General features: G+C 45.6%; 26 protein-coding genes. 12 read left to right on the forward strand and 14 right to left on the reverse strand.

All coding sequences use genetic code 11. From position 1 onward, the window contains the following. The first annotated feature begins 26 nt into the window (after positions 1-26). Entirely contained in the window at positions 27-329 is a 303-nt protein-coding gene (locus tag EXZ60_RS09805) for an MGMT family protein (protein ID WP_013856444.1), read from the forward strand. A gap of 114 nt (positions 330-443) precedes the next feature. On the opposite strand, the gene EXZ60_RS09810 is transcribed toward EXZ60_RS09805, so the two are convergent. After that, positions 444-875, reverse strand: a complete 432-nt coding sequence (locus EXZ60_RS09810; RefSeq protein WP_047687881.1) for a YbaY family lipoprotein — start codon at positions 873-875, stop codon at positions 444-446. Positions 876-1,021: 146 nt separating this feature from the next. Here EXZ60_RS09810 and tesB point away from each other — a divergent pair, with 146 nt between their 5' ends. Further along, the gene (gene tesB / locus EXZ60_RS09815) at positions 1,022-1,882 is read left to right on the forward strand and encodes an acyl-CoA thioesterase II (protein WP_017044404.1); all 861 of its coding nucleotides are present in this window, start codon (positions 1,022-1,024) and stop codon (positions 1,880-1,882) included. 19 nt (positions 1,883-1,901) lie between these two features. Here the strand turns inward: tesB and EXZ60_RS09820 are convergent, their stop codons facing one another. Continuing rightward, complete coding sequence (locus EXZ60_RS09820; protein ID WP_017044403.1) at positions 1,902-2,363, reverse strand: Lrp/AsnC family transcriptional regulator; 462 nt, start codon at positions 2,361-2,363, stop codon at positions 1,902-1,904. Between the two features lie 119 nt (positions 2,364-2,482). On the opposite strand from EXZ60_RS09820, the gene EXZ60_RS09825 reads away from it, so the two are divergent. Further along, positions 2,483-3,550 carry a PLP-dependent cysteine synthase family protein gene (locus EXZ60_RS09825; protein ID WP_194575507.1) on the forward strand — a complete coding sequence of 356 codons (1,068 nt, stop codon included), beginning with the start codon at positions 2,483-2,485 and terminating at the stop codon, positions 3,548-3,550. Positions 3,551-3,607: 57 nt separating this feature from the next. Here the strand turns inward: EXZ60_RS09825 and EXZ60_RS09830 are convergent, their stop codons facing one another. Next, positions 3,608-4,477 (reverse strand): Tim44 domain-containing protein, encoded by an 870-nt coding sequence (locus tag EXZ60_RS09830; protein WP_019281547.1) that lies wholly within the window; start codon positions 4,475-4,477, stop codon positions 3,608-3,610. Positions 4,478-4,655: 178 nt separating this feature from the next. On the opposite strand from EXZ60_RS09830, the gene EXZ60_RS09835 reads away from it, so the two are divergent. From EXZ60_RS09835 to EXZ60_RS09850, 4 genes are all read left to right on the forward strand, one after another. Further along, a complete protein-coding gene (locus EXZ60_RS09835) occupies positions 4,656-5,252 on the forward strand; it encodes a TetR-like C-terminal domain-containing protein (RefSeq protein WP_017048569.1) in 597 nt (198 codons plus the stop codon). Between the two features lie 9 nt (positions 5,253-5,261). After that, the gene (locus tag EXZ60_RS09840; RefSeq protein ID WP_194575506.1) at positions 5,262-7,133 is read left to right on the forward strand and encodes an MFS transporter; all 1,872 of its coding nucleotides are present in this window, start codon (positions 5,262-5,264) and stop codon (positions 7,131-7,133) included. A 98-nt stretch (positions 7,134-7,231) separates the two neighbouring features. Then, a complete protein-coding gene (locus EXZ60_RS09845; RefSeq protein ID WP_277435641.1) occupies positions 7,232-7,630 on the forward strand; it encodes a DCC1-like thiol-disulfide oxidoreductase family protein in 399 nt (132 codons plus the stop codon). A gap of 5 nt (positions 7,631-7,635) precedes the next feature. After that, positions 7,636-8,346, forward strand: coding sequence for an SDR family NAD(P)-dependent oxidoreductase (locus EXZ60_RS09850; RefSeq protein ID WP_088729001.1), 711 nt, complete (start codon positions 7,636-7,638; stop codon positions 8,344-8,346). 77 nt (positions 8,347-8,423) lie between these two features. On the opposite strand, the gene EXZ60_RS09855 is transcribed toward EXZ60_RS09850, so the two are convergent. From EXZ60_RS09855 to EXZ60_RS09885, 7 genes are all read right to left on the reverse strand, one after another. Continuing rightward, positions 8,424-9,197, reverse strand: coding sequence for an ABC transporter substrate-binding protein (locus tag EXZ60_RS09855; RefSeq protein WP_017044397.1), 774 nt, complete (start codon positions 9,195-9,197; stop codon positions 8,424-8,426). A gap of 124 nt (positions 9,198-9,321) precedes the next feature. After that, positions 9,322-10,773, reverse strand: a complete 1,452-nt coding sequence (gene menE / locus EXZ60_RS09860) for an o-succinylbenzoate--CoA ligase (RefSeq protein ID WP_277435661.1) — start codon at positions 10,771-10,773, stop codon at positions 9,322-9,324. Beyond that, positions 10,764-11,762, reverse strand: a complete 999-nt coding sequence (gene menC / locus EXZ60_RS09865) for an o-succinylbenzoate synthase (RefSeq protein WP_277435642.1) — start codon at positions 11,760-11,762, stop codon at positions 10,764-10,766. The genes menE and menC overlap by 10 nt, the downstream gene beginning before the upstream one ends. A gap of 94 nt (positions 11,763-11,856) precedes the next feature. Next, positions 11,857-12,723: a 1,4-dihydroxy-2-naphthoyl-CoA synthase gene (gene menB, locus EXZ60_RS09870; RefSeq protein WP_029388087.1), complete on the reverse strand. Its 867-nt coding sequence runs from the start codon at positions 12,721-12,723 to the stop codon at positions 11,857-11,859. A 45-nt stretch (positions 12,724-12,768) separates the two neighbouring features. Beyond that, positions 12,769-13,557 (reverse strand): 2-succinyl-6-hydroxy-2,4-cyclohexadiene-1-carboxylate synthase, encoded by a 789-nt coding sequence (menH, locus tag EXZ60_RS09875; RefSeq protein WP_019281541.1) that lies wholly within the window; start codon positions 13,555-13,557, stop codon positions 12,769-12,771. Next, the gene (gene menD, locus EXZ60_RS09880; RefSeq protein ID WP_277435643.1) at positions 13,547-15,262 is read right to left on the reverse strand and encodes a 2-succinyl-5-enolpyruvyl-6-hydroxy-3-cyclohexene-1-carboxylic-acid synthase; all 1,716 of its coding nucleotides are present in this window, start codon (positions 15,260-15,262) and stop codon (positions 13,547-13,549) included. Before menD ends, menH begins: the two co-directional genes overlap by 11 nt. Next, positions 15,259-16,566, reverse strand: a complete 1,308-nt coding sequence (locus EXZ60_RS09885; protein WP_199871490.1) for an isochorismate synthase MenF — start codon at positions 16,564-16,566, stop codon at positions 15,259-15,261. The genes menD and EXZ60_RS09885 overlap by 4 nt, the downstream gene beginning before the upstream one ends. A 217-nt stretch (positions 16,567-16,783) precedes the next feature. Between EXZ60_RS09885 and EXZ60_RS09890 the strand changes: the two genes are divergently transcribed. The 3 genes from EXZ60_RS09890 to EXZ60_RS09900 all read left to right on the forward strand — a co-directional run bounded on the left by EXZ60_RS09890 (position 16,784) and on the right by EXZ60_RS09900 (position 20,088). Then, positions 16,784-17,998 (forward strand): pyridoxal phosphate-dependent aminotransferase, encoded by a 1,215-nt coding sequence (locus tag EXZ60_RS09890; RefSeq protein WP_013856428.1) that lies wholly within the window; start codon positions 16,784-16,786, stop codon positions 17,996-17,998. Positions 17,999-18,119: 121 nt separating this feature from the next. Then, positions 18,120-18,704: a 5'-deoxynucleotidase gene (gene yfbR / locus EXZ60_RS09895; RefSeq protein ID WP_026028390.1), complete on the forward strand. Its 585-nt coding sequence runs from the start codon at positions 18,120-18,122 to the stop codon at positions 18,702-18,704. Positions 18,705-18,762: 58 nt separating this feature from the next. Beyond that, the gene (locus EXZ60_RS09900; RefSeq protein WP_277435644.1) at positions 18,763-20,088 is read left to right on the forward strand and encodes an anti-phage deoxyguanosine triphosphatase; all 1,326 of its coding nucleotides are present in this window, start codon (positions 18,763-18,765) and stop codon (positions 20,086-20,088) included. Positions 20,089-20,137: 49 nt separating this feature from the next. Here the strand turns inward: EXZ60_RS09900 and EXZ60_RS09905 are convergent, their stop codons facing one another. Beyond that, on the reverse strand, positions 20,138-20,746 hold the full coding sequence (locus EXZ60_RS09905) for a DTW domain-containing protein (RefSeq protein ID WP_017042580.1): 609 nt from the start codon (positions 20,744-20,746) through the stop codon (positions 20,138-20,140). A 3-nt stretch (positions 20,747-20,749) separates the two neighbouring features. On the opposite strand from EXZ60_RS09905, the gene rrtA reads away from it, so the two are divergent. Then, positions 20,750-21,343, forward strand: coding sequence for a rhombosortase (rrtA, locus tag EXZ60_RS09910; RefSeq protein WP_017045270.1), 594 nt, complete (start codon positions 20,750-20,752; stop codon positions 21,341-21,343). 64 nt (positions 21,344-21,407) lie between these two features. Here the strand turns inward: rrtA and sohB are convergent, their stop codons facing one another. Next, the gene (gene sohB, locus EXZ60_RS09915) at positions 21,408-22,469 is read right to left on the reverse strand and encodes a protease SohB (protein WP_029388085.1); all 1,062 of its coding nucleotides are present in this window, start codon (positions 22,467-22,469) and stop codon (positions 21,408-21,410) included. Between the two features lie 90 nt (positions 22,470-22,559). Between sohB and EXZ60_RS09920 the strand changes: the two genes are divergently transcribed. Further along, a complete protein-coding gene (locus tag EXZ60_RS09920) occupies positions 22,560-23,303 on the forward strand; it encodes a YciK family oxidoreductase (protein WP_017048556.1) in 744 nt (247 codons plus the stop codon). Between the two features lie 131 nt (positions 23,304-23,434). Here EXZ60_RS09920 and EXZ60_RS09925 read toward each other — a convergent pair whose 3' ends face one another. Continuing rightward, positions 23,435-24,379: a chemotaxis protein CheV gene (locus tag EXZ60_RS09925; RefSeq protein WP_017048555.1), complete on the reverse strand. Its 945-nt coding sequence runs from the start codon at positions 24,377-24,379 to the stop codon at positions 23,435-23,437. 90 nt (positions 24,380-24,469) lie between these two features. Further along, positions 24,470-25,687 (reverse strand): ROK family protein, encoded by a 1,218-nt coding sequence (locus tag EXZ60_RS09930; RefSeq protein WP_013856420.1) that lies wholly within the window; start codon positions 25,685-25,687, stop codon positions 24,470-24,472. Positions 25,688-25,928: the final 241 nt, after the last annotated feature.

Genomic DNA, 25,928 nt, shown 5'->3' on the forward strand with positions numbered 1-25,928 from the left:
ACTGCTAGTATGGACGAATTGTCAGCATGAACCAATTTTTAGCGCAGATTTTTGCAGTTATACATCAAATTCCCGCAGGAAAAGTGACCACCTATGGGGAAATTGCTCGCTTAGCTGGCTACCCCGGCTACGCACGCCATGTTGGAAAAGCATTAGGTAACCTACCTCAAAACAGCCGATTACCTTGGTTTCGTGTGATCAACAGCAAAGGAGAGATTTCGCTAAAAGGAGAGGATTTATTACGTCAACGACAGAAATTGATCGCCGAAGGCGTCGAAGTGAACGAGCATGGCAAAATAAAACTTCGATTATACCAGTGGCGCCCCTAAGCCCCTTTCGGTCAAGCGCCTTTCCCGCTTATCTAGCTCGGGAAAGGGCTGTTTTACCATTTCTTGTTTTACTGTTTTTATAGTATTGCGTCTATTTTATTGCTTCTGTTTTTACTACTGTTTAACACCAACCAAACGCAAATCAACCCGTTTAGTGTTATTCTCATCAGTAATCACGGCGTAATGGGTATCCGTAATGAAGCGCAGTTTTCCATCTACTTCGATACGAGCACTGACGCTGTAACGGTGGCGAGCATCAATTTTTCGGTTGTCGAATGCCAAGTCAAACTGAAGCGGCACTTGCATTCCGTTAGTTTCAAAGCGGTGTTTTGCGATCACTTTAGCGGGTGCATCAGCCAATGAAACATCTTGCAAAGTGATAGTGACAAGCGCCTTATCCGGCAGTGCAATACGCTCACGGTACGAAACCGTACCCATGATAGATTGAATATTGCTCTCGGAAGAGGTTGGTTTTTGCGCTGACTGGCAACCCACAAGCATTAGACCCAAAACAGACGACATAATCAGCAACAGTGCCTTTTTCATAAGGATAAAACCTCAGTTATGGTGTTAGATAGGTGATGATTATAGGTTCGGTTTTATCTGCTGTCATGGTCGTCCATTTGGTATTAACAAGATATTGACTTAGTCAACAATGATAATAATTACATTAAGAATCTCGGTGAGGGTCTATGAGTAAACCATTAAATGAACTATTGGATTTGCTGCAACTGGAAAAGCTAGAAGAAGGTTTATACCGAGGTGAGAGCGAGAACTTAGGTCTACCACAAGTGTATGGTGGGCAAGTGATTGGCCAAGCACTCTCGGCGGCTCGCTATACGGTTGATTCCGACCGCACTGTTCACTCATTTCATAGCTATTTTCTTTACCCCGGAGATCCTGAAAAACCAATCATTTATGATGTTGAGAATTTAAGGGACGGACGCAGTTTCAGTACCAGACGAGTCAAAGCCATTCAGAATGGTCGGCCGATTTTCTATCTCACTGCTTCTTATCACGGTGAAGCGCCCGGTTTTGAACATCAAAACACCATGCCTGACATCCCTGGTCCTGAAAATTTTGCCTCTGAATCTGAACTGGCAGCCCAGATTGCACACTTATTACCTGAAAAAATAAAAAAGGTTTTTTGTGGCGAAAAAGCGATTGAGATGCGTCCAGTGACCGTAATTAACCCGCTAAAACCACAAAAAGCGGAGCCAAAACAGTACATGTGGATACGCGCTAATGGTGAGTTGCCAAATAACCAACTCATCCATCAATATTTGCTCGGTTACGCGTCTGATTGGGGGTTTTTAGTCACAGCGTTGCATCCTCATAAAGTCTCTTTGATGACTCCTAACTTTCAAGTCGCGACGATTGATCATTCGATTTGGTTCCACCGCCCATTCAAAATGGATGAATGGTTGCTCTACGCAATAGAAAGCCCTACGGCCAGCAATACCCGTGGTTTAGTGCGTGGCGAGATTTACAACCGCCAAGGAGATTTAGTCGCAACAGCAGTGCAAGAAGGTGTGATGCGCTTCACCAAATAACAAGACTCGGACGAGCAGGCTATGCCAGAGGCAATTGGGTAGTGTACTTCAATGACTCCATTGCAAAGGTTGAAGTCACGTTATTAATCCCTTTCACGCCATTGACCAGTTTTTTATAAAACTGGTCAAAACACTTCATGTCTTTGACCAACACTTTCATCATGTAATCGTACTCACCCGCCATTCGATAGAACTCCATCACCTCAGGGTACTCAGACACAGTCATGACAAAATGGCTGTACCATTCGTGAGAGTGATCGCTGGTCTTAATCAACACAAACGCGGTAAAACTCAAATCTAATTTTTCTGGGTCAAGCAGGGCAACTCGCTGCGCAATCACGCCAGATTCTTCAAGCTTTTTCAACCGCTTCCAGCAAGGTGTGGTGGTTAAGTTCACCGCTTCAGCCAAATCATTTAGCGACAAAGTGCTGTCTTGTTGCAGTAATGAGAGGATCATGCGATCAATTCTATCAAGCTCCATAGCTTCCCCAAAATAAGAGAATAATTTTCTCTAAAACTACAAAATGACAGGCAACATAGCAAAGCTTTTCTCTCAAATTAAGGGTAAATTACCCTCATAATAACGATGGAGAGAGAACCATGTGCACCGATCATCAATGGATTAACAACGCAATTCGAAAAATAGAAGCGGACTACCAACGCTCGGCCGATACTCATCTGATCAAGCTCGATTTGCCTTGTGTCGCTGGGGTCGATATTTATCTCAAAGATGAAAGTACGCATCCTACGGGGTCGCTCAAACACCGCCTAGCCCGTTCTCTTTTTCTGTATGCCATCTGTAACGGCTGGGTTGGCCCTGAAACGACTATCATTGAATCTTCATCGGGCAGTACTGCGGTATCAGAAGCTTATTTTGCCCGTTTACTTGGCTTGCCTTTTATTGCTGTAATGCCCAAATGTACTGCACGTAAAAAAATTGAGCAGATTGAGCTTTATGGCGGCCAAGCGCATTTAGTCGATCGCTCTGATCAAATTTATGCCGAATCACACCGCTTAGCCAAAGAACTGAATGGTCATTATATGGACCAGTTCACTTATGCTGAACGTGCAACCGACTGGCGTGGTAATAGCAATATTGCCGACAGTATTTTTAACCAAATGCAAATGGAAGATCACCCCGTTCCGACATGGATTGTAATGAGCCCAGGCACAGGCGGAACCTCAGCAACTATAGGCCGCTTTATTCGCTACCAAAAACACAATACCAAACTGTGCGTTGTCGACCCTGAAAACTCGGTATTTCATGATTATTTCAAAAGCCGAGACCCAAGCTTAACCTTGCAGTGTGGTAGCAAAATTGAAGGAATTGGTCGTCCACGAGTTGAACCGAGTTTTATTCCCGGCGTAGTCGATGAAATGCGTACCATTGCGGATGCCGCCAGTGTCGCTACAATCTATTGGTTGGAAAAACTACTCGGCCGCAAAGCAGGCCCTTCTACCGGCACCAATCTTTATGGGGTTTTGCAAATTGCCAGTGAGATGAAACAACGAGGTGAAACAGGCTCCATCGTGACGCTGTTATGCGACAGCGGCGAACGTTATTTAGATACCTATTACTGTGCCGATTGGGTGAAAAGCAATATTGGTGATTTAACACCTTATCTTTCAAAATTAGAAGCCTTTGAAACAACGGCTAAATTAGCTTAGTGACCTAGCAAAACGCCCAAGACAAACTTGGGCGTTTTGGATCCATCGTGAAAAGTCTTAGCCTTGAATGCCGACAATCAACCAAGGTGCATTAGGTACGGTTAAATCACGCTCTAAATGCCACACATCATTAATATCTTCTTCAATGCCTTCCACGGAATCGCGGTAGCGGCCAGTAAACTGCAAACTCAACTGCGCTTTACTTGCATCGTAATCGGCGCGAACGACTTCAGCGTCTACGTACATCACATCTGTGTGCTGTTCACCGTTTAGCTTTGCGCGCTCTTGTTTTAAATCTTCAAACAAGCTCGCCGATACATATTCTTCAACAGTTTCAAGTTGGTTATGGTTCCAAGCACCTTGCAAAATACGGTAGTGTTCGCGCGCACCATTAATGAAAGCTGCTTTGTCAAAACCGGCTGGATAGTTATGTGGGATATCGCTGTGTGCATTCGATCCAAAACCACCCGTAGCTTGAGGCTGTTGTTCAAAGTTGTGCACGTTCGGCTGTTCAAATTCCGTCCGGTTATTAACACCACCAAACGCAGGCTGCTGCCGATTCATGCTACCCTGCTTCGCACCAAGCATACCGCGCATCAGTTTAAAGAGCACAAAAGCAATCAGGCCGAAGATCAGAATATCCATAAATTGGATACCCTCAAAAGCGCCGCCAAAGAAAGCCGCCAGTAGACCACCAGCGAGTAAACCACCCAGTAATCCGCCCATCAGACCTTTTTTGGTCGAACCAGCTTTACCTGCTTGATCTTGCTTAATGGTGTCATTTTTTTGAGTCTGCTGTTTGGGAGCTGGAGCCGTTTTATAGCTTTTACCAAACGATTTACCACCGCCAAATTTCTTTGCTTCTGCTATCGGTGTGATCGCAACAGCAACCATCAGCAGTGCTACAAGGGAAAAAAAACGTTTCATGTTTTTCCTTAGGGTTATAATTATTGAGGCTTACTCATCATAACCACTTCGGATAGACAAGAAAACCGTTGCTTCTCGCAGACATGTATCAGAATATTGCAAATTAACCGTCCATAAGTTGACGCTTATACACCACCCCACTAGAATATCGAACGTTGTTCATAATTGATACGTAACCATGGCCAGACGAAACGATCACACACGAGAAGAACTGATTGCATTGACACTCAAGACCGCGAAGCATTTTCTTCAAAATCACACTTATCACGAGCTCAGCCTGCGTAAAATCGCAACCATGATTGGCTACGTACCTAGCACTTTGGTCAATGTCTTCGGCAGTTACAATCTTTTATTGTTGCATGTGGTAGCTCAAACCTTGGATGAACTCTCTTCACAAGCGAAAAAAGTGGTGGGAAAGTGTAGCGATCCAAAAGAAGCGTTGTATAAATTGGCCTATTGCTACCACGATTTTGCTCAGTTGCACCCCAATCGCTGGCAACTTATTTTTGAACATAATATGAATGGTGAACGACTTCCCCAGTGGCAAGCAGAGCGCATCGATAACATGACCGCCATGCTTGAAGGTTTATTGACCATCCTTGCTCCACAACACTCGCAACAAGAAGTGCTGCAAGCAAGCCGAGTCCTGTGGTCTGGCGTACATGGTATTACCTTATTAAGCGTAGATGATAAATTTTTCGCCGCCGAACCCATCGATGGGAAAGAGCTGATTGAAAACCTACTCTCAAACTATCTTAATCACTGGGCGCGATAAGGACCATCAATGAGTCAATCTCAATCTTCATTGCTGACTCAGCAACGATTTCTTCCGTATTTCATCACCCAGTTTTTTGGCGCATTTAACGATAACATCTTTAAAAATGTCTTGCTGCTATTGGTCGCGTTTGCTGGAGCGAACGTGTTACCGGTTTCCAGTAATTTATTTATTAACCTTGCTGCAGGGCTATTCATTCTTCCTTTTTTCCTTTTTTCTGCCTCTGCTGGTGTGCTTGCTGACAAGTACGAAAAATCCGCTTTCATTCGTAAAGTGAAATTGGCTGAAATTGGCATCATGTGCCTTGGCGCGATCGGTTTTATGACCGAGAGTTACGCCATTTTACTGTTATTACTGTTTTTAATGGGGACACAATCGGCCTTTTTTGGCCCAGTCAAATACGCTTTATTGCCGCAACAACTCAAGCCAAATGAATTGGTTCCGGGTAATGCGTTAGTGGAAACAGGCACATTTTTAGCGATTTTATTAGGCACATTGGGGGCTGGGCTCATTGCCTCGATGCCCTACACTAAATACGTGGCTGCTGGCGCGGTGGTGCTATTTGCGTTGTTAGGCTATTTAGCCAGCCGTCATATTCCTAAAGCCCCTGCTTGCGCACCCGATCTCGTTTTTCGCTGGCAGCCCATTGAGCAAACCAAGCAGACCATTGCGATTGCCAAACAAGACCGTACTATTTTCCAATGCGTAATGGCGATCAGTTGGTTCTGGTTTTTAGGTGCTGCCTACTTAACTCAATTTCCAAATTTCACGCATCACTATTTATATGGCACAGAGAGCGCCGTTTCTTTTTTGCTAGCACTGTTTTCTGTTGGTATTGCCACTGGCTCATTGACCTGTGACAAATTATCGCATCATAGAATAGAGATCGGCATCGTGCCTATCGGCAGTTTTGGCATTACATTATTTGGCTATTTAATGGCAACCTCCGTGCCAGAAAAACTGCCTCAATTTACTGATTTTTATCAATTTATCAGCTACCAATCACTATGGCCGATGTTTCTTTTCTTATTGTTGATTGGCGTCTGCGGTGGCATCTTCATTGTGCCTTTATATGCGCTAATGCAGCAGCGTGCTAAAGTCACTCAACGCGCACAAGTCATTGCCGCTTTAAATATCTACAACTCACTGTTTATGGTGGCGAGCGCACTATTAGGGATTGTCTGTTTGAGCTTTCTTGAGCTTACGATCCCTCAGTTCTTCATTATATTAGCTTTGCTTAATGGCTTTGTTGCACTCTATTTATGCTACCAAGTCCCGGTCTTCTTGGTGCGATTTCTAATGTGGATGCTGACGCATACCATGTATCGAGTCAGCCACAAAAATCTTCATCACTTACCTGAAAAGGGCGGAGCACTGCTGGTGTGCAATCATGTTAGCTATATGGATGCACTGTTGCTGAGCGCGGTTTGCCCTCGCTTAATTCGTTTTGTGATGGAAGAGGATTACGCCAATTTGCCGCCACTTCGTCGCTTTTTGAAACGTGCAGGCGTGATACCTATTTCCGCAACGCGTCGCGGTTCTATCCGCCAAGCCTTTAACGGTGTAGAACAAGCATTGGCAGAGGGGCATATCGTCTGCATTTTCCCAGAGGGACGGTTAACCGCGGATGGCGAAATCAGCGATTTCATGCGCGGGATGGATATTATTTTAAAACGCAGCTCTGTGCCTGTCATCCCCATGGCATTGAAGGGATTGTGGGGAAGCTATTTTAGCCGTGCCAAAGGGCGCGCCTGCTGTGGGCTACCGACTCGTTTTTGGTCACATATAGAAATTGAAGCTGGCGAGCCCGTCCCCCCCAAAGAGGCAACAACACAAGTGATGCAACAAAAAGTCGCCGAACTCAGGGGGGATTGGCGTTAGATTGGGATTGAGTGCAAACCAAACACTAGCTTGATCTTATACTGAAGAGTGAACGTACAAATATGTTATTAACGGGCTGTTAGGCTGATGACATACATATGAGTACCCCATCTTTAGTGATTTTTTTCGATGCGCAGTGTCCTTTATGCTGCAATGAAATGCGTTCATTAAAAACCTTCGATCACCATGGTCGGGTTCAGCTTATCGACATAAATGACGGCGATGCTATGCGTAGCTTTCCTTCTATCGACAAAAGCAAGGCGTTATCGATACTGCATGGCTTAGATCAACAAGGCAATCTGCTTTATGGGCTGGATGTGACCGTTCTAGCTTGGCGTTTAGTCAACAAACATCGCTGGTTATTCATTACGCGCTTACCCGTCCTAAAATGGATTAGCGACCAAATTTATCTCCTTTTTGCAAAACATCGCATGTCGATATCTCGCTGGTTTAGTCATGCTCAATGCCGTAATGGCATTTGTAAAAACAGAGAGTGATAACAATGAAATACCTCATTATTGGCGCCTCAAGCATCATCGCCCAAGCTTTTATAAAGGAGCTCAAAGCGCAGACTTTCGCGCCAGCAATCGTTACCGTCTCAAGACAAAAATATCTCGCCCAATCCTCAAGCGAACATTTTCCAACCGACTACAGTATCGAATCAACGGCCTTGATTGCCAAAACATTGGCCGATATCGGGCATAAGTTTGATCAAATTGTGTTTTTTAATGGGCAACTACACAACGACACCTATACACCAGAAAAGCGTATCTCAAGGTTTGACGAGTCTTACTTTCAATGGCTTTTACAATGTAACGTTTTGAGCCAAGTGCGTTGGTTTCAATATTTACCATCACTTATTGATCGTCAATCTTTTGCAAAAATTACGGTTTTTAGCGCGCGGATAGGTAGCTTAGAGGATAACCACAGTGGCGGCTGGTACAGCTATCGGATGAGTAAAGCGGCGCTAAATATGGCGACGAAAAGTTTTGCGATAGAGCTCTCTCGCACTCATCCCAACACACAAACCATTCTGTTTCATCCGGGAACCACCGACACCCCGCTTTCTAAACCATTTCAGCATAATGTGTCTAGCGATAAGCTCTTTGAACCGGAGTTTGTGGCTAAGCAACTTTATCAACTTCATCAAAAGGAAATGTTAGATAAGCCCGTCTGTTTTGTGGATTGGCAGCACCAGACCATCAAATGGTAATAATGACAGTTATTTTTAGTATCCTGTCATTGTTACCTTTAAGTTAAAATAATACTGTTGATTATAACGATTACGGATTACTGCAAAAAGCTACTAACCACTTGTTCTAGCTCACCACTCTCTTTCATTTCAGATAAAATTTTGTGGTATGTGGCTTTAAAATCATCTTTATAAGGGAACTGACCACCATCCGTCACAAAACCCAGAAATCCTTGTTCAGAGCTAATGGTTGCGCCTTCCATAACACTCTGCCCATCATATTTACCTTCTTTTTGCAGCTTACTGAGCTCCCAGCGAATAGATAAAGCGTCATTCATGTAGCAATCTACGCGCCCTGCAATCAGCTTAAGGAGATTATTTGGCGTCCCCTTGGTCTCCGAGAGTGCGATCTTACCAGCCGCAACAGCCGCACGGAATTCATCTCCCCCTGCAGCGAAACCTAAATTATTACCGATAGTAAGGCCCATATAATCTTCTGGCCAATTCGGTCTTGGAGTACTTAACACTGACTTTGTACAGACAACCACTAGCTTTTCGTCAAGGATAGGCATCTCGTACTCCATATAGGGACGCTGCTCAATTCGTTTATAAGGTGGGTATAATGCAAATATTTTGCTGTTTTCGATTTCTGATAGGCCACGCTTCCAAGGGATTTCTTTGATCGTGACATTATAGGCTGGCATTTTAGAAAATATGCGTTCCAAAATTACAGTATAAATACCAGTAATACGTCCACTTTCACTGTATGAATAAGGTGGATACGAATCATCACCATATATGGTCACATTCGTCGCGGCAGAAGCACCGAAAGAGAGGGCTATTGCGGGTAAACATACTAAGTATTTTTTCATCAATCGCTCCAAAACTTATCTAATAATATTCAGTCGGTGGTATAGATAAGTAATAGTTCACCTCTCAATAGAGTCAACCAGCATCCGAAGATAATATTTCAGGTAGAGTATCTTATTCACCGAGCTAAGTGAGAGGAAAGTAACGATGCTGATGGTTAGTAAGCCAGGTTTTTAGGACTTTGCGCGAGATTTTAATGCCCGTCTCACTGAAATGATTTGGTATTAAAAAATAATCGATGGGATATTTAAATCTTTCAAGCTTGCCATTGAGCCACTGCTCTAACGCCTCTTTTTTAGGCATAGTTTGGCATTGCAACAAAGCAACGCTGCGCGCGCCAAACTCATCATCATGAACAGGGATCACCATAGCTAAAGCAATGTCGGGGTGGTGAGATAATACCGCTTCAATCTCTTCACAATGAATGTTTTCGCCTCCAGAGATAAATTGGTTATCAACGCGGCCAATAATGCACAGCTCATCATTCTGCCAGTAGCCAAGATCTTGGCTGTCGAACCATCCTTGTTCATCCATAAGAGGCGTGATTAAGCCTTGTTGGTAATAGCCACTGGATATGGTTTCACCGCCAATAAAAATGCGCTGGCCTTGTAGTTTCACTTGCCGTTTGGGTAGCACGTGACCAACACTCTGGCTTGCGTTAACACGTTTTGCTGTGACAGTGGAAGCCGCTTCCGTCATACCATAACCCACCCAAGTTTCAATGCCATGCTTTGCCGCCTGCTGGGCGAGATAGTTTGGGATATGCCCTCCGCCAAGCAGCACATGCGTTAATGCGAGTGGTGTTTTACTGTCTAATAAACGCTTCAGTTGAGTAGCAACCAATGAAGCATGCGTGACATGAATTATATCTTGGGTGAGATCGCCGCTGCCGACTTTTAAGCAAGCACCAGCGACTAGCCAGCGATAAATAATGGCTAACCCAGACACATGATACATCGGTAAACTCAGCAGCCACGTATCATGGCAACGAAATGAAAATACCTCAAGTAAACCACTGGCTGACGACCAATGCTGCTGAAAAGTATGAATAACGGCTTTAGGAACCCCAGTAGAGCCAGAAGTAAAGATGATTGAGGCAAACTGTGTCTCAGCCTTGTTTACCATAGCGCTCGTGGGCTGCGAAGCATGTTCATTAATAACATGTCCATGAGTAAAAAGCCGGATGTTAGCGTCAGCGAGCAATGAAGTTAGCTCATTCTCCTTGAGCCTAGCTCCTTCACCTAACCATAACCAATGTGGTTTATTCTCTCCGTATAAGGTACTGAGTTTCTGTTTCAGTAGCATCACAGGTTGTGGCATGGTGATGGCGCAGATCACGCCAAGTTTTAACGACGCAAGGTAGATTAACACTAACTCAAGGCTGTTCTTACCCACTAACGTCAGCACATCTTGGTTCTGCAAACCTTGTTGCTGCATTGCAAAAGCATAAGCGTCAATACGGTTCGCTAACTGCTGCCAAGTGTAGGTTTGATTCGCCGTACGCAATGCGATCGCGTGCGGCGTATACAAAGCATGTTGTTGCCACGGCTTTTGGTAAAAGGAAACGCCTACTCGCATTGAGATTGCCAAACCACCGTTTGCTGTGCGAGCGTTTGTATCGGCAATGCGCTGTTGGGCCATGCGCTTTCGAGTTGTGCTTTAAACAAACTAATCGTATCTAGCCCCGGAATTTCATTAGGCAGTTGCCACTGCGCAAAACGAGCTAATTGGCAAAGCCCTAAGCTCGATTCGATGCCAGAGCTAATAACGGCTTGAATGCCTAATGTTTTAGCTTTTTCAATCAAAGTGATACAGCGCTGTACCGACCCAATCAAGGTCGGTTTAATCACAATGGCTTTCGCTCCCGTCAGATCTTCTAGCTGAAAATCTGCACGGCGAACGACTTGCTGTAAGGTTTCATCCCACGCAATCGCAATGCCCGTATTGATAGCAAAAGCCAAGCTGTCACTGGGAGATGGGCACGGCTCTTCCAAAAACGCAATGCGTTGACGCAGCGAAGGAGAGACATATTGGGCAAATTTTTCAGCTTTAGCGGGTGTCCAAGCTTGGTTAGCATCAAGACGCAATTGCAAATCAGGCATGGATTCTAAAAACAGATTTACGATCATCCCATCGCGAATCGCTTCGTACAGCCCAACTTTAATCTTCGCAACTCTATGATCGCCCGGTAGCGCGTTCAGAAGCGGGATCAGTTCATCAGGGTCTCCCGAGCACAAAGGTGCTGCGTGATAGTGTCCGGCTTGAGGCAACCCACCATCCAGCTCTAACTCCGCCATCGACAAACCAAAGGCAACAGAAGGAAAAAGATCATCATAGGTAATAAGCTCACCACTAACCCAAAGCTGAAGCTGCGTTATTAACTGCTGCTGTGCTTGCTCAAGTGACTCTAAACTGAAACCGGGTAATGGGGCAACTTCACCCAACGCTGAACCGTGATCATCTTGTAATTCAATAATCAGACCTTCACGTTCTACCAGCTTCTGATTGCGGAGAATAACGCCGCTATCCATCGGTAAACAGTAGCGATACAGTGTTGCGCTGCGCATAATTTCAACCTTTTGTTCGATATTCGACTTTGCTCATTGAGACCACTAGCCCAAATCATCACGGAAAATTGGATGACTTGAGCCGATTTTACGCTTAAGGATTACGAGGGAATTTATTGAAATCAGGGCGGCGTTTTTCATTGAAGGCATTGCGCCCTTCTTGCCCCTCTTCTGTCATATAGAACATCATGGTTGCGTTACCCGCCAGTTCTTGCAAACCTGCTTGGCCGTCACAATCTGCGTTGAGCGCTGCTTTCAAACAGCGCAGCGCCATAGGGCTATGCTGCAATACTTCACGACACCAGCGAACCGTCTCTTTTTCTAAATCAGCTACTGGCACAACCGTGTTGACCAGCCCCATGTCCAACGCTTCTTGAGCATCATAAAAACGGCAAAGGAACCAAATTTCACGCGCTTTTTTCTGCCCAACGATACGGGCCATGTAAGACGCACCCCATCCACCATCGAATGAACCCACTTTGGGCCCTGTTTGACCAAACTGGGCATTTTCTGCCGCTATAGTTAAATCGCACATCATATGCAGCACATGGCCACCACCGACAGCCCAACCAGCAACCGCCGCAATTACAGGTTTCGGACAGGTACGAATTTGGCGTTGGAAATCGAGCACATTGAGATGATGCGTACCGGACTCATCACGATAGCCGCCGTAGTCGCCACGAATTTTTTGATCGCCACCAGAGCAAAATGCCGCTTCACCAAGACCAGTTAGAATGATCACGCCAACTTGCTCATCATAACGCGCATCGGCCAGCGCACTGATCATCTCTTTAACCGTTTGTGGGCGAAAGGCATTACGCACCTGAGGGCGGGCAATCGTAATTTTGGCAATGCCATCTTGCGATTTGTGATAGTGAATATCTTCATATTCGGCGCTGCAGTTACTCCAGATGACTGGTGCATACAATTCTTGTTCAGTAATACCGACTGTTTTAGCCATGGTGCTTTCCATTGTTCTATTAATTATAGTTTTTGAACCAACGCGTTAGCATTGGCTGATAAACTCTTGAATAAGATGAGCAAATACCTCGGGCTGCTCATAATGGACATTATGCCCTGCAGCCTGCACTTGGCGATATTCGAAACCGCTTTGCTGTGCCAGATGAACAAACTTGCTGTCCTTCTCCCCACAAACATAGACTATTGGCAATGCGGCTTGCTCAAGTTGTGCGAGCAGATAAGGCTGCTTTGCCAATGAAGTCGAAAGTAGCATGTGAGCCACTGCCGCCCCAAGATTAGCACTGCGTTGAGTGACTAAAGTTTGTCTTTGCTCATGATTTAATGAAGAAAAAACGGGTTGATGATACCAATCGACCAAAACTCGCTCAATCTGCTCAGTTTGGAAACGATGTGCCCAATGGTGATCATTTTTCAATCGTTGCTCACGTTCAAAAGAACTCTGCAAGCCGAAGTTGCCACCCTCAACGATCAAACCTTGAATATTCAACGCCGAAAAACGCTGCATCGCCACGCCATACATTGCCAGCCTTCCACCAAGTGAATAGCCCACCAATACGATAGGTGTTTTTTCGCCAAGCTGCTTAAGCACGGTTGCAGAAATGTGAGCGCAGCACTCATCAAAGTCATCACATAAGAGAGACTGACTACCGCCATGGCCGGGAAGATCAATCCATAATTGCGAGTATGGCGAAAGAAAAACCGCCGTTTTCGACCAATCTCGCCCACTGCCTAGTAAACCATGTAGAAAAACCACCACAGGCTCGACCGACGTCGAACCTGTGGTGGTGCTGCAATAAAAACGACTACAAAGCATAAACTTGCTGGGTAAATTGTGTGATTTGCTCACCGGCTTGCCCAGACGGCGTGGTCACTTCAACCAATAAGGTGCCAGTACCCTGCTGTAAATGTTCACGGACCAAGCTTTGATAAGCAGATAAGGTTTGCGGACAAACATAACCTAAACGAAACTGCCGTGCGGCGTGTTCAAATTGGTAGCCATGGGGCATTTGGTACAAGGCGGTTTTGTGCGTTTTGGGAACGGGTAATAGATCAAAAATAGCGCCGCCATCATTATTCACCACCACCAGCACCAGAGGCGTGCTGACTTGGCTAAGCAGAGCTAGAGAATTAAGATCATACAGCAATGACGTGTCACCAATAAATACCAACATTGGATTATGATTGGCTCGCTGTACTCCTGCGGCGGTTGCCACTAAGCCATCAATACCCGAAGCGCCTCGATTGGAGTAAACCGAACGTCCCTCAATTTGAGCAAACATATCGGCTAAACGGACGAACAAACTGTTGCCGATAAATAGGTCGGCCCCTTCGCTACGCTCGGCCATATCGAGCGCTAAACCAATCTCTGTAATAGAAGAGTCACCGTTCAAATGCAATTTAGCCAGTTGGGCAATCTCTTGCGCGACCGTTTTTATCCGATCCGACCAACCCGCTTGCGCCGCACCTAAAGCCGTTAATTTACCAATATGCCGATCGACCCAGCACGCAATATCAGTGACAAACTGCTGTTGCATCAGATGGCTTTGATTATTACGTGCCATTTGGGGTGAAACGTAAATATACTGCACGTTACCCATGTGAGCATGGCTAGCTAGCCATTGAGTAAGTCGTTTTGAGACCAGCCGTGAACCGAATTGGATCACCACCTCACTTTCACTAAGCAGCTCACGTGCTCGCGCATTTTGCAACCATAAATCAAAATGCGCCCATTCGCTGCTCACGCCTGATTGTGGATCACATAAGACTGGCCAGCCAAGTTTGTTGGCAAAGTGCTTGGCCTTCTTCGCTTCAGCTAACGTCAACGAACCAAGAATCACCAGCCCTTTTTTACTCAGCCATGCACCATCATCTAACGTTTTGGTTTCGGTTTGGTACTGGCGAGAGCTGAATGCTTGCTCACGCTGACGCCACGCTTCAATCACAGCTAAATAGTCTGCGTAAAGATCTACATCATGTTCGGCATAAAGTGGTTCGGGAAAGGGACAGTTAATATGTATTGCACCACCCATATAATCTTGGTTGGCCATAGCCTCATCCACTGTGGTTAACAACCAAGTCAATGGGATAGTCGTCGATGGACTGGGTAGATTCACCGCCTGCGTGACATGTGATGAGTAAATACCTACTTGATTGATTGCTTGATTCGCACCGCATCCCACGAGCTCAACGGGCCGGTCAGCCGTGAGTACAACGAGTTTTTCACCCGTGAGGTGTGACTCAGCAATCGCTGGCAGTAAATTAGCCGCCGCCGTGCCAGAAGTGACAATCACCGCAACTGGCTTTTGGCTCGCCTTAGCAAGACCTAAAGCAAGAAAGCCCAGCCCACGCTCATCAAAGTGAGTATGGATTGAAAGCTTGTGATTGGTGGCCGCCTCTAAGGTCAAGGGTGTCGAGCGTGAACCTGGTGCAATACAGATCTCTTGCACCCCAAGTCGAGTAAGCTCCTCAAGTAGCGTTTGGCTCCAAATTCGGTTCAGCACTGCTTGGTCATGCTTCATGACGCCACTCCTAGAGGAAAATGGTCGCTGATCAAACTCAATAAGGTTGCCATTTTTTTGTCTAACTCTTGCCATTCATGCTCAGCCACTGAACCTGGAACAATGCCCGCTCCGGCAAACAGTTGGATCTGATTGTCCACCAGCAAAGCGCTGCGAATCGCCACACAAAACTCCGCTTGTTGATGGCTAAAATAACCGACTGAGCCGGCATACCAACCACGTGCAAAAGGCTCATTAGCCTGAATAAAATCCATCGCCGCTTTACGCGGCAGGCCAGCCACCGCCGCGGTTGGTTGTAACGCGTTCAGCAGTTGCACACCATTCACACCCTTTTTCAGCTGCGCATGGATACCCCGTTTTAAATGCTGCACTTTGCGCAAACGCACTAAACGGACGTCCTGTTCAACATCAACCCTTTCAGAATGAGGCGTTAACCGTTCAATAATGTCATCCACTACATATTGATTTTCATTAAGATTTTTACTGTCTTGAGTAAGCCAATGAGATAACTCCATGTCTTGGCTCGCATTTTCTCCCCGACCTATCGTTCCCGCCAGCGCTTCGGTATACAAAGTCTGCCCTTGACGAGCGTACAAACGCTCAGGTGTCGACCCCATAAAGCTGTGCTTTTGATCAAATGCTAATAAAAAATGAAAACTGTGATGATTGTGCGCCGCACTTGCCTTAAGCAACTGCGCCGCGCTTAACGGCTTATCTAAACTGAGTGTCGTTTGCCGCGCGAGCACCACTTTCTTAAACGCTTGATGATCAATTCCCTCAAGCACTTGATTGACCAACTGCTGCCACTTCACCTCATTAGGTTGATGGGTGACCTGTTTTATATGTGACGTCATACCACGTAATGGACTAACTTCAAGTTGCAGTTTATGCAGTGCGACCAAGGTTCGTTGGCGTTCAGCGGTAATATTCGCCGCCAATGACCATTGACCATCACAGCAAATCAGCTCAATTTGCGGTAAAAAGAAAAATGAGGATAAACAACGGCGATTTTTGTCCGTATGCCCATCAAAAGAACGTCCACCCCAAACTCGCTGCTCCTGACCAAGAATAGCGTAGGCAGGTTCAGCCTCAGAAAAAGTATACAGCTGACCTAATGCCACTACTTCTTCGCGCGTATCACGTGACTGCCAATAAAATTTAGGGAAAATGGGTTGCGCTTCAAGCCAATCAATTGGCGCGAAAGGGGGAGCTTCTTGCAGTATTTGTACAAAACGAACGTCATCATCCTTCGCGTCGTTTATTTGCTCGATTAACCGAGCAATAGCTTGATGAAAATGCGACAAATCGACCTCGAAAACATTGAGACACGGGCTCTACTGACGGCTACTCTATTTAGAGAGGGAAACGAAATCAAGGTTACGAGTTATCTTTTGCAGATTCCTGTGATAACGGGCATCCTCATCTGTATCCTAAAAGCGCACAGTGGCAGATTTTTATTCTATCAAACATCAATTTAGTGTAGTTTAATAAAGAAATTATTTATTTTTCAGGAATTATACAATGCAAAATATCGGGATGTCGTCAAAACTCGACAATGTCTGCTATGACATTAGGGGTCCTGTACTCAAACATGCTAAACGCATGGAGGAAGAGGGGCATAAAATACTGAAGTTAAACATTGGTAACCCCGCCCCATTTGGCTTTGACGCCCCAGATGAAATCCTAGTTGATGTGATCCGTAATCTGCCTACTTCACAAGGCTATTGCGACTCAAAGGGGATCTATTCCGCGCGCAAAGCCGTGGTGCAGCACTACCAGAAAAAAGGGCTGCGTAGCCTAGATGTAGAAGATGTTTACATCGGTAATGGTGCTTCAGAGCTTATCGTGATGGCGATGCAAGCGCTGCTTAATAATGGCGATGAAATGCTTGTCCCTGCTCCTGATTATCCATTATGGACCGCTTCGGTCGCCCTCTCCGGTGGCACTGCTGTGCATTACTTGTGTGATGAAGAAGCCGATTGGTATCCTGATCTCAACGACATCAACAGTAAAATCACGCCCAAAACACGCGGTATTGTGTTGATCAACCCCAACAACCCAACAGGTGCTGTCTATAGCCGTGATTTCCTGCTGGAAATTGTTGAGATTGCCCGCAAGCATAAATTGATCATTTTCGCCGACGAAATCTACGACAAAATCTTATACGATGGTGCAACCCATACGCCCATTTCAACACTGGCTGATGACGTTTTAATGGTCACTTTTAACGGCCTGTCAAAAGCGTACCGTGTATGCGGGTTCCGTGGTGGTTGGATGTTCCTTACCGGGCCAAAACACATTGCCAAAGGTTATGTGGCTGGTTTGGAAATGCTTGCCTCAATGCGTTTGTGTGCCAACGTGCCCATGCAGCATGCGATTCAAACCGCATTAGGTGGCTATCAAAGTATCAATGAGCTGATTTTACCCGGTGGCCGACTGCTCGAACAGCGCGACCGCGCGTGGGAATTGATCAACCAGATCCCCGGCGTCTCATGTGTCAAACCTAAAGGAGCCATGTACCTGTTCCCGAAAATCGACACGAAAATGTACAGCATTAAAGATGACCAAAAAATGGTACTCGACTTCTTAAAACAAGAGAAAGTGCTATTGGTTCAAGGAACGGGCTTTAACTGGCCAAAACCGGACCACTTCCGCATTGTCACCTTACCGCATATTGAAGATTTGGAAATTGCCATTGGCCGCTTCGAACGTTTCTTATCGACCTACAGTCAGTAGCATTCTGACGTAAACTTCCATATGCTAAACGGGCGCACTTTTCGATACTAAAAGTGCGCCCGTTTTCTTTTAATCGCCAATTTTTCTCTTGGTCCCCAAAACAGCAAGGATGTTTATTGCAATGAAAGAGAGTCACTTTTTTGCTCACTTAGCCCGAATGAAGTTAATTCAACGCTGGCCTTTAATGCGATCCATCTCCAGTGAAAATATCTCTGAACACAGCCTACAAGTGGCATTTGTCGCTCACGCTTTAGCCGTAATCAAAAACAAAAAATTTGGCGGCAAGGTCAACCCTGAACGGATTGCGATTTTAGGTATGTATCACGATACCAGTGAAGTGTTGACAGGCGATCTTCCGACACCAGTTAAATACTACAACCCCGATATTGCTAAAGAATACAAAAAAATAGAAGCCGCTGCCGAACAAAAACTGCTCTCGATGTTGCCTGAAGAGCTGCGTGAGGATTTTGCTCCATATCTCGTTTCAGACGCCGCGCACCCTGAAGATGTGGCGATAGTCAAACAGGCAGATTCACTCTGCGCCTATCTCAAATGCTTAGAAGAACTCAGCGCGGGCAACCATGAATATGCGCTGGCCAAAAAACGTTTAGACGTCACCTTACGAGATCGCCATACACCTGAGATGGAGTATTTTCTCAATACCTTTGCCCCTAGTTTCGAATTAACGCTGGACGAGATCAGCTAACTCACGCTAAGTTACTTGTTAAGTGTTTGAAAAACATAAATGTACTGCAGGAGATGGCATGGATATATCCATTGACCCCAAATGGCTTGAACGCCAAGATGATGAGCATAAAATCCGCCGCGATGATCACCGCAGCCCTTTCCAACGCGATCGGGCACGTATTCTTCACTCGGCAGCATTTCGTCGCTTGCAAGCCAAAACTCAAGTACATGGCACTAGCTTGAATGATTTCCATCGCACTCGCCTCACTCACTCCTTAGAAGCCGCGCAACTCGGCACTGGTATAGTGGCGCAAATTAAACTCAAGCAACCAGAGTTTCGTGATTTGCTGCCTTCGGATAGTTTGATCGATTCCTTATGCCTAGCGCATGATATCGGCCATCCTCCTTATGGTCATGGCGGCGAAGTGGCGCTCAATTATATGATGCGCGATCACGGCGGCTTTGAAGGTAACGCGCAAACCTTTCGAATTGTGACCAGCTTAGAGCCTTACACCGAACACCATGGTATGAACCTGTCACGTCGCACTGTGCTGGGGTTATTAAAATACCCTGCGCTGCTGAGCCAAACTCGTGCCGCACAGCAACCCAATGCAGTCGCTCACCAGCGTCAGTTGAAAGCTAAAGAGTGGTCGCCCGCCAAAGGAATATACGATTGCGATCACGCGATTTTTTGTTGGGTAACAGAGCCACTCTCTGCGCAAGATAAAGCCCTACTCAGTCAAATGCGTGGTCAGCCCGCAACGCCTTATCAACATCACAAGACTCGCTTTAAATCACTCGATTGCTCAATCATGGAGCTGGCCGATGACATTGCCTACGGCGTGCACGATTTAGAAGATGCCATCGTGCTGGGCATGGTGAATCGCCAACAGTGGCAAGAGGCCGCAGCCTCGAAACTGGCCGAATGCGGCGATGCGTGGTTTGAAGAACACATCGCTTCCATCAGTGAAATGCTGTTTGCAGGCAAACATTATCGTCGTAAAGATGCGATTGGCGGGATTGTTAATGCGCTACTGACTAGCATTCATATTCAAGCCGTTGATGCGCATTTTGAGAATGAATTACTCGCCTTCAACGCCTATTTAGAACCCAATATGGCCGCCGCACTGGAAGTACTGAAATCATTTGTGAGCCAATATGTGATTCAAATTCCGCAAGTGCAGCGTTTTGAATACAAAGGCCAGCAGATCATCATGGATCTGTTTGAAGCGCTAAGCGCCGATCCTGAACGCTTACTGCCAGAAACAACGCGCGGTAAATGGCAAGCCCAAACTAATGAAGACGATGGTATGCGCGTCATCTGTGACTATATTTCGGCTATGACCGATGGCTATGCGCAAAGGCTCCATCAACAGCTGTTCTCAGCTCATAATCACTATTAATGGCTGGTTGAGTGGTAGCTTCTGCCACCGTTACTCACTGATATAGTTGTTACTCGCTGATATAGTTTTGCTTAAAGACCCCAGCTGGCATTTGGCTAATTTGAAAGGCAACCATCGCATCAAAAGCATCAAGGAGCGGTTGAAAATTTTGCCGTGGCTCAAGCAATGACAAGATATAAAAACCAGCTTCAACGGTTGATAAGCTGTTTTCACTCGGTGCCTTGCGAATACGATAATTGCCTTTGAGATCGGTCGGCAAGTGCAAACACGGTAGCGAATGTAAATTGCTCGATAGTTGCCACATTTTATACGCTTTCTTCCAAGTACCATCGAGTAAAATAACTCGTACTTTTCTGGTATCAGCATTGATATTCATAGCCGACACAGGCTGCGCAGTCTCATGCGGGTAAAGTACATAGTTGAGCACATCCGGCTCAGCTAAGCACTCATTCAGCTGAGTGTGCTGGCTAAAATCTTCGGCAACAAAGCGCCTGCAATTGGCTAAAGATAAATCGAGAATTCGGGCTGTGCCCATTGGGCGATGTTCTTCTGTCGGATGTTGAAGAATGATAAGCTCGACCGACGAGGAAAGCGGTACGATCAAAGAACAGATGCAGGCTTTTCGCGCTTTACCACATTGAGAACAGTATCGAGACATAACGTGAATTACTTTCGCCTTTGCTTACTAAACATAAACCATCAAAAAAATCGTTATTTTGCACTACTTGCTATCAGCTTGGTCTGCTTGGGGTTGCAATGGCCGCCACTGGCCGCCCTCAGTGCGTGGAATCGGCCTGCCATTGAAGCGGGCCAATGGTGGCGGATCCTAACAGGAAATTTCACACACACCAACTTTACACACCTTGGTATGAACCTCGCAGGGTTGTGGATTATCCATTTTGTGTTTCAGCCGAGCAGTAAAAAATGGTTAATCAGCCTTCTGGCAACCAGCCTGATGGTAGGCGTCAGCCTTTTTTTGAGCCGTATGCAAGTCTATGTCGGCCTTTCAGGCGCGCTCCATGGAATGTTTGCCTATTTGGCTCTACAAGAAGCACTGCAAGGGCGTCGCAGCAGTTGGCTGTTGGTGGTTGGTGTTATTGTCAAAGTTGTCTGGGAGCAAATTTTCGGCGCTTCAAGTAACACCAGTGAGCTTATTAATGCACGCGTGGCTATCGAAGCGCATTTAGCAGGCATGTTGGCCGGGTTGATACTCGCCATCGGTGAATGGCTGAGATCAAAAAAAACGGAGAAGTAACGCACTTCTCCGCTTAATACTCTCCGAAAAATAATCTGCCTGCTTCGAGAAAGACGCACCTAACCTAAACGATTGGCCGTTGACCGCGACTGATCAATTTCAGAAGCACGCTATCAGCCGCTTCGCCCGCAACACCAGCCAATTTATCAGTCAGTTTTTTCTTCTGCACATAATGGATTGCCAGTACCGTTTTATCTTTACACGCAGCAACCACTAAGTCGTCAGAAGTTTTGATCTCATCGACTAAACCTAGCTCTTGAGCTTGAGTTCCAAACCAGTGTTCACCAGTGGCCACTTTCTCAAGGTCAAGCGCTGGACGATGCTCGCGGATAAAATCTTTAAACAGTTCGTGAGTCTCTTCGAGTTCTTGCTTGAACTTATCGCGCGCTTTATCACTGTTTTCACCAAACATAGTCAGCGTGCGTTTGTATTCACCTGCGGTCAACTGTTCAAATTCAATATCATGTTTTTTAAGCAGTTTATTAAAGTTAGGTAGTTGCGCGATAACGCCAATGGAACCGACAATAGCAAAAGGAGCGGCCACAATTTTATCAGCAATACACGCCATCATATAACCACCGCTGGCGGCCACTTTATCAACTGCGATGGTTAGGGGTAACCTAGCTGCTTTAATGCGATCGAGCTGCGAAGAAGCCAAACCATAACCATGCACCATGCCACCGCCAGTCTCTAAACGCAGCAACACTTCATCACCTTGACGAGCAACGGCGAGAATGGCGGTCACTTCCTCGCGTAGCGAACTCACTTCTTTGGCATCAATACTGCCGTTGAAATCCAAGACAAAGAGATGCGGTTCACGTTTGGTATCTAACGCTCCCTCTTTGGCCGCTTTTTTGATCGCTTTGTCACGTACTTTGTTTTTCTCTTTTTCGCTTTTCTTTTCTGCTTTATCGCGAGCCTTCAAGAAAGCATCATCGTGCAGATGGTGTTCCATCTGCTCGACTATTTCTTTATGACGCTCGGTTAAATTCACCACTTCCAGCTCGCCTTTCTGCGCGCTGTTTTTTCCGCCCACTGATTTCACAATGACCAATAGCACAACAAGAGCGACGACGATTGTCGCAATCTTGGCCAAAAATAGGCCGTAGTCCAATAAAAATTCCAACGTCCTAATCCTCATAGGTTTTGATTTGGTGTATTGTAACCACCTTGTCACGAAGACTTAAAGCAAATCATAACAATAAGGAAGCACAAGGTGGATTATTCAGTTTCTGCAGATGCCCTCAAAGATAGAGTCATTTTAGTTACAGGTGCTGGTGACGGTATCGGTAAACAAGCCGCCATCAGCTATGCAGCCCACGGCGCAACCGTCATTTTGCTCGGCCGCACGGTGAAAAAGTTAGAACAAACTTATGATGAGATAGAAAACGCTGGCTACGCAACACCTGCGATTGTTCCGCTGGACATGAAAGGAGCCACCAAGCAACATTACCTCGATATGATCGATACCATTGCAGAGCAGTTTGGTCGCTTAGATGGTGTGCTACATAACGCGGGACTTTTGGGTGTGATCAGCCCGTTTGATCAGATCGGTGAAGATTCTTATGACGATGTCATGCAGGTCAACGTCAAAGCGCAATTCTTACTCAGCCAAGCGGCGCTGCCATTGCTGCACAAATCTCCAGATGCGCGGATTGTATTTACGTCTTCAACCGTAGGCCATGATGGTCGTGCTTTTTGGGGCACTTATGCTATGTCAAAATTCGCCACAGAAGGGATGATGCAAGTGCTAGCTGATGAGCTAAGCAACACGTCAATTCGAGTGAATGCAATTAATCCCGGTGGCACGCGCACAGGCATGCGCGCCAAAGCTTATCCCGCTGAAGATGTGGAGTTGTTGAAAACGCCTAAAGATATCATGCCGCTTTATCTCTATTTAATGGCGCCGGAAAGCCAAGCCGTGAATGGTCAATGTATCGATGCACAACCGAAAAAGTAATGGCTTAGCTTTTTCTTAATCTTTCAATGCCTTGCCTCATCAGCAAGGCATTGTCGTTTGAGGTGAACGTTACTATTTCATGTCAGCACATTACATTAGAGACGACTTTATTGTAATGATGGCTAAAAATCTTACGAAAGCACATCACGTAATCGGTCTTGTGCCACTTGTACTAATAAATCGGGTTGGAATTTAGAGATAAAACGATCACAACCCACTTTTTGTACCATGGCTTCATTAAAGCTGCCACTGAGTGACGTGTTTAACGTAATAAATAGTGATTTCATTCTCGGATCATTACGGATCTCGGAAGTCAGTTTATAGCCGTCCATTTCTGGCATTTCAGCATCGGTGATCATCAGTAAAAGCTCACTCGTTACATCTCTTCCTTCATCGCTCCACGACTTCAGAAGATTCAATGCTTCTAAGCCATCTCTGCATTCGACAATTTCCAAACCAAGCTGTGAGAGCGTCCCTTTTATTTGGTTACGAGCCGTTGAAGAATCATCCACAATCAGAATTTTTCGCCCGACCATCTCCGCAACCAAATCATGGTCAAGAACGCCTTCTGAGATAGAAACGTCATAATCAATAATCTCAGCTAACACTTTTTCAACATCAATGATTTCAACAATATGGCTACTGTTGACCTCTTTAACATGGGTGATAGCGGTAAGGTAATTAGACCGGCCAGCTAAACGCGGTGGTGGCTGAATTTCAGTCCATGCGGTATTGATAATATTGCGAACTTGCCCAACCAAAAAACCTTGAATGGTTCGATTGTACTCAGTGATGATGAGGTTCTGTTCCTGGCTATCCAAGCGAGATGGAGGAAAACCGATCGCACTGCGCAAATCAATGACAGGAACTGGCACTCCCCTCAATGAGGCTACACCCGTAATATTATGATGAGAACCGGGCAATTTCGTTAACTGAGGAACTTTGATCACTTCCCTCACCTTAAATACATTGATCGCAAAAATTTGCCGGCTATTTAAGCTGAATAAAAGCAACTCAAGTCGATTCTCTCCGACAAGATTGGTGCGCTGGTCAACCGTATTTAAAACACCTGACATACGAAATCCCGAAAATTATAGTGAACTCACATAACAGTATAGCCATATGGGTTAATTGTAAAAAATATAAATGATCTAACCGCGAAAAAATTAACCTTCGACAACTTTCATCAGCAAAAGTCCATCATAGAGAGCTTGTTTAATCAAAGCCGCACCGGGCATGGTTGCCTGTTTATAAAAACGTGATTCCACTAATTCGAGATCTTGATGATAGACAGGTAAGCTCTGCTCTTCGATGCATTTTTGCAATGCAGGGTATAGCACGTTCTTAGCTTGGTTGATAACACCACCGATAAGAATTTTTTCTGGGTTAAATAGGTTGATCACAATTGCGATTGCGGCCCCTAAATAACGCCCTAGTTTCTCTATCACATCCACCGCTAATGGGTCACCCTCTGCTGCGGCCTCACAGATATCTTCAATAGTGATTTCACTGTGCTCAGTCAATGATGAAACCTCACCGTTTGCAATACGCAGCGCCACTTCTTCACGAATTGCTTGCGAACTGGCGACTGTCTCCAAACAGCCAATATTGCCACAATGGCAACGTTTACCGTGCGGATCAATTTGGATATGACCTAACTCACCGATATTCCCGTGCCGACCTTGCAGCACCCTGCCATCAAGGATAATGCCGGCCCCTAAACCGTGGTGAATAGAGATAAGAACTGAATTTTCATTGCCTTGCGAATGGCCAAACAACTTTTCAGCCAGTGCCCAAGCTCGGGTATCATTCGCCACAAATACAGGTAGGCCCGTCGCCTTATAAATTTCAGGACCAAGAGCCAGATTTTCCACATTGTAATGAGGCATCTGCAGTACAATCCCTTGCTCTGAATTCACTAAACCGGGCAAGGTAATTGCGATACTCGTCACTCGATCCAATTGCGACGAGTAGGTTTGAAAAAACTCTTCAATTTCGTAAAGCAACCTAGCGAGCACGTCATCTTGGTCTAGCTCATGGATCTCAATTTTGGTGTCGATCAACACTTCACCACCCAACTCATGCAGGGCAATAATTAAGTAACCACGCCCTAAACGCATGGATAAAAATTGCCATCCCTCATTATTGGTTTGTAAACCAACGGCTGGGCGGCCACGGCTGATCGCTTCTTGTACTGTCGTTTCATGGATTAAATGAGCTTCAATTAACTCACGAGTAATTTTGGTAATACTTGCCGGAGCAAGCTCACTCTCCTTCGATAAATCGATGCGAGAAATGGGACCTTTTTGGTCAATGAGTTTATATACACGACCAGCATTGACCTGTTTGATATGATCAATATGGCCTGGTTGCGCCATATACATTGGGAGCTCCAGAAATCAATAACATGCCAATTTTTTTACTTTGCGAAGTAATTGTGAAGCGCTTTAGTATATTGCCGTGACAAGCATCACGGATATACCTAGATCTTCGTGTATTTAGCCAATAAACTGCCATTTGTTTACATTCAAAAAATATGAAACTCCTCTTTTTTTGTGACAAAAATCATCTGACACCTGTCGATAAATTTCACTCTTATCCCCTTTCTTTCGCCAGATCTTGCAT

It is taken from the genome of Vibrio sp. 1151_11, from assembly GCF_029478525.1.
Lineage (GTDB): Bacteria > Pseudomonadota > Gammaproteobacteria > Enterobacterales > Vibrionaceae > Vibrio > Vibrio anguillarum.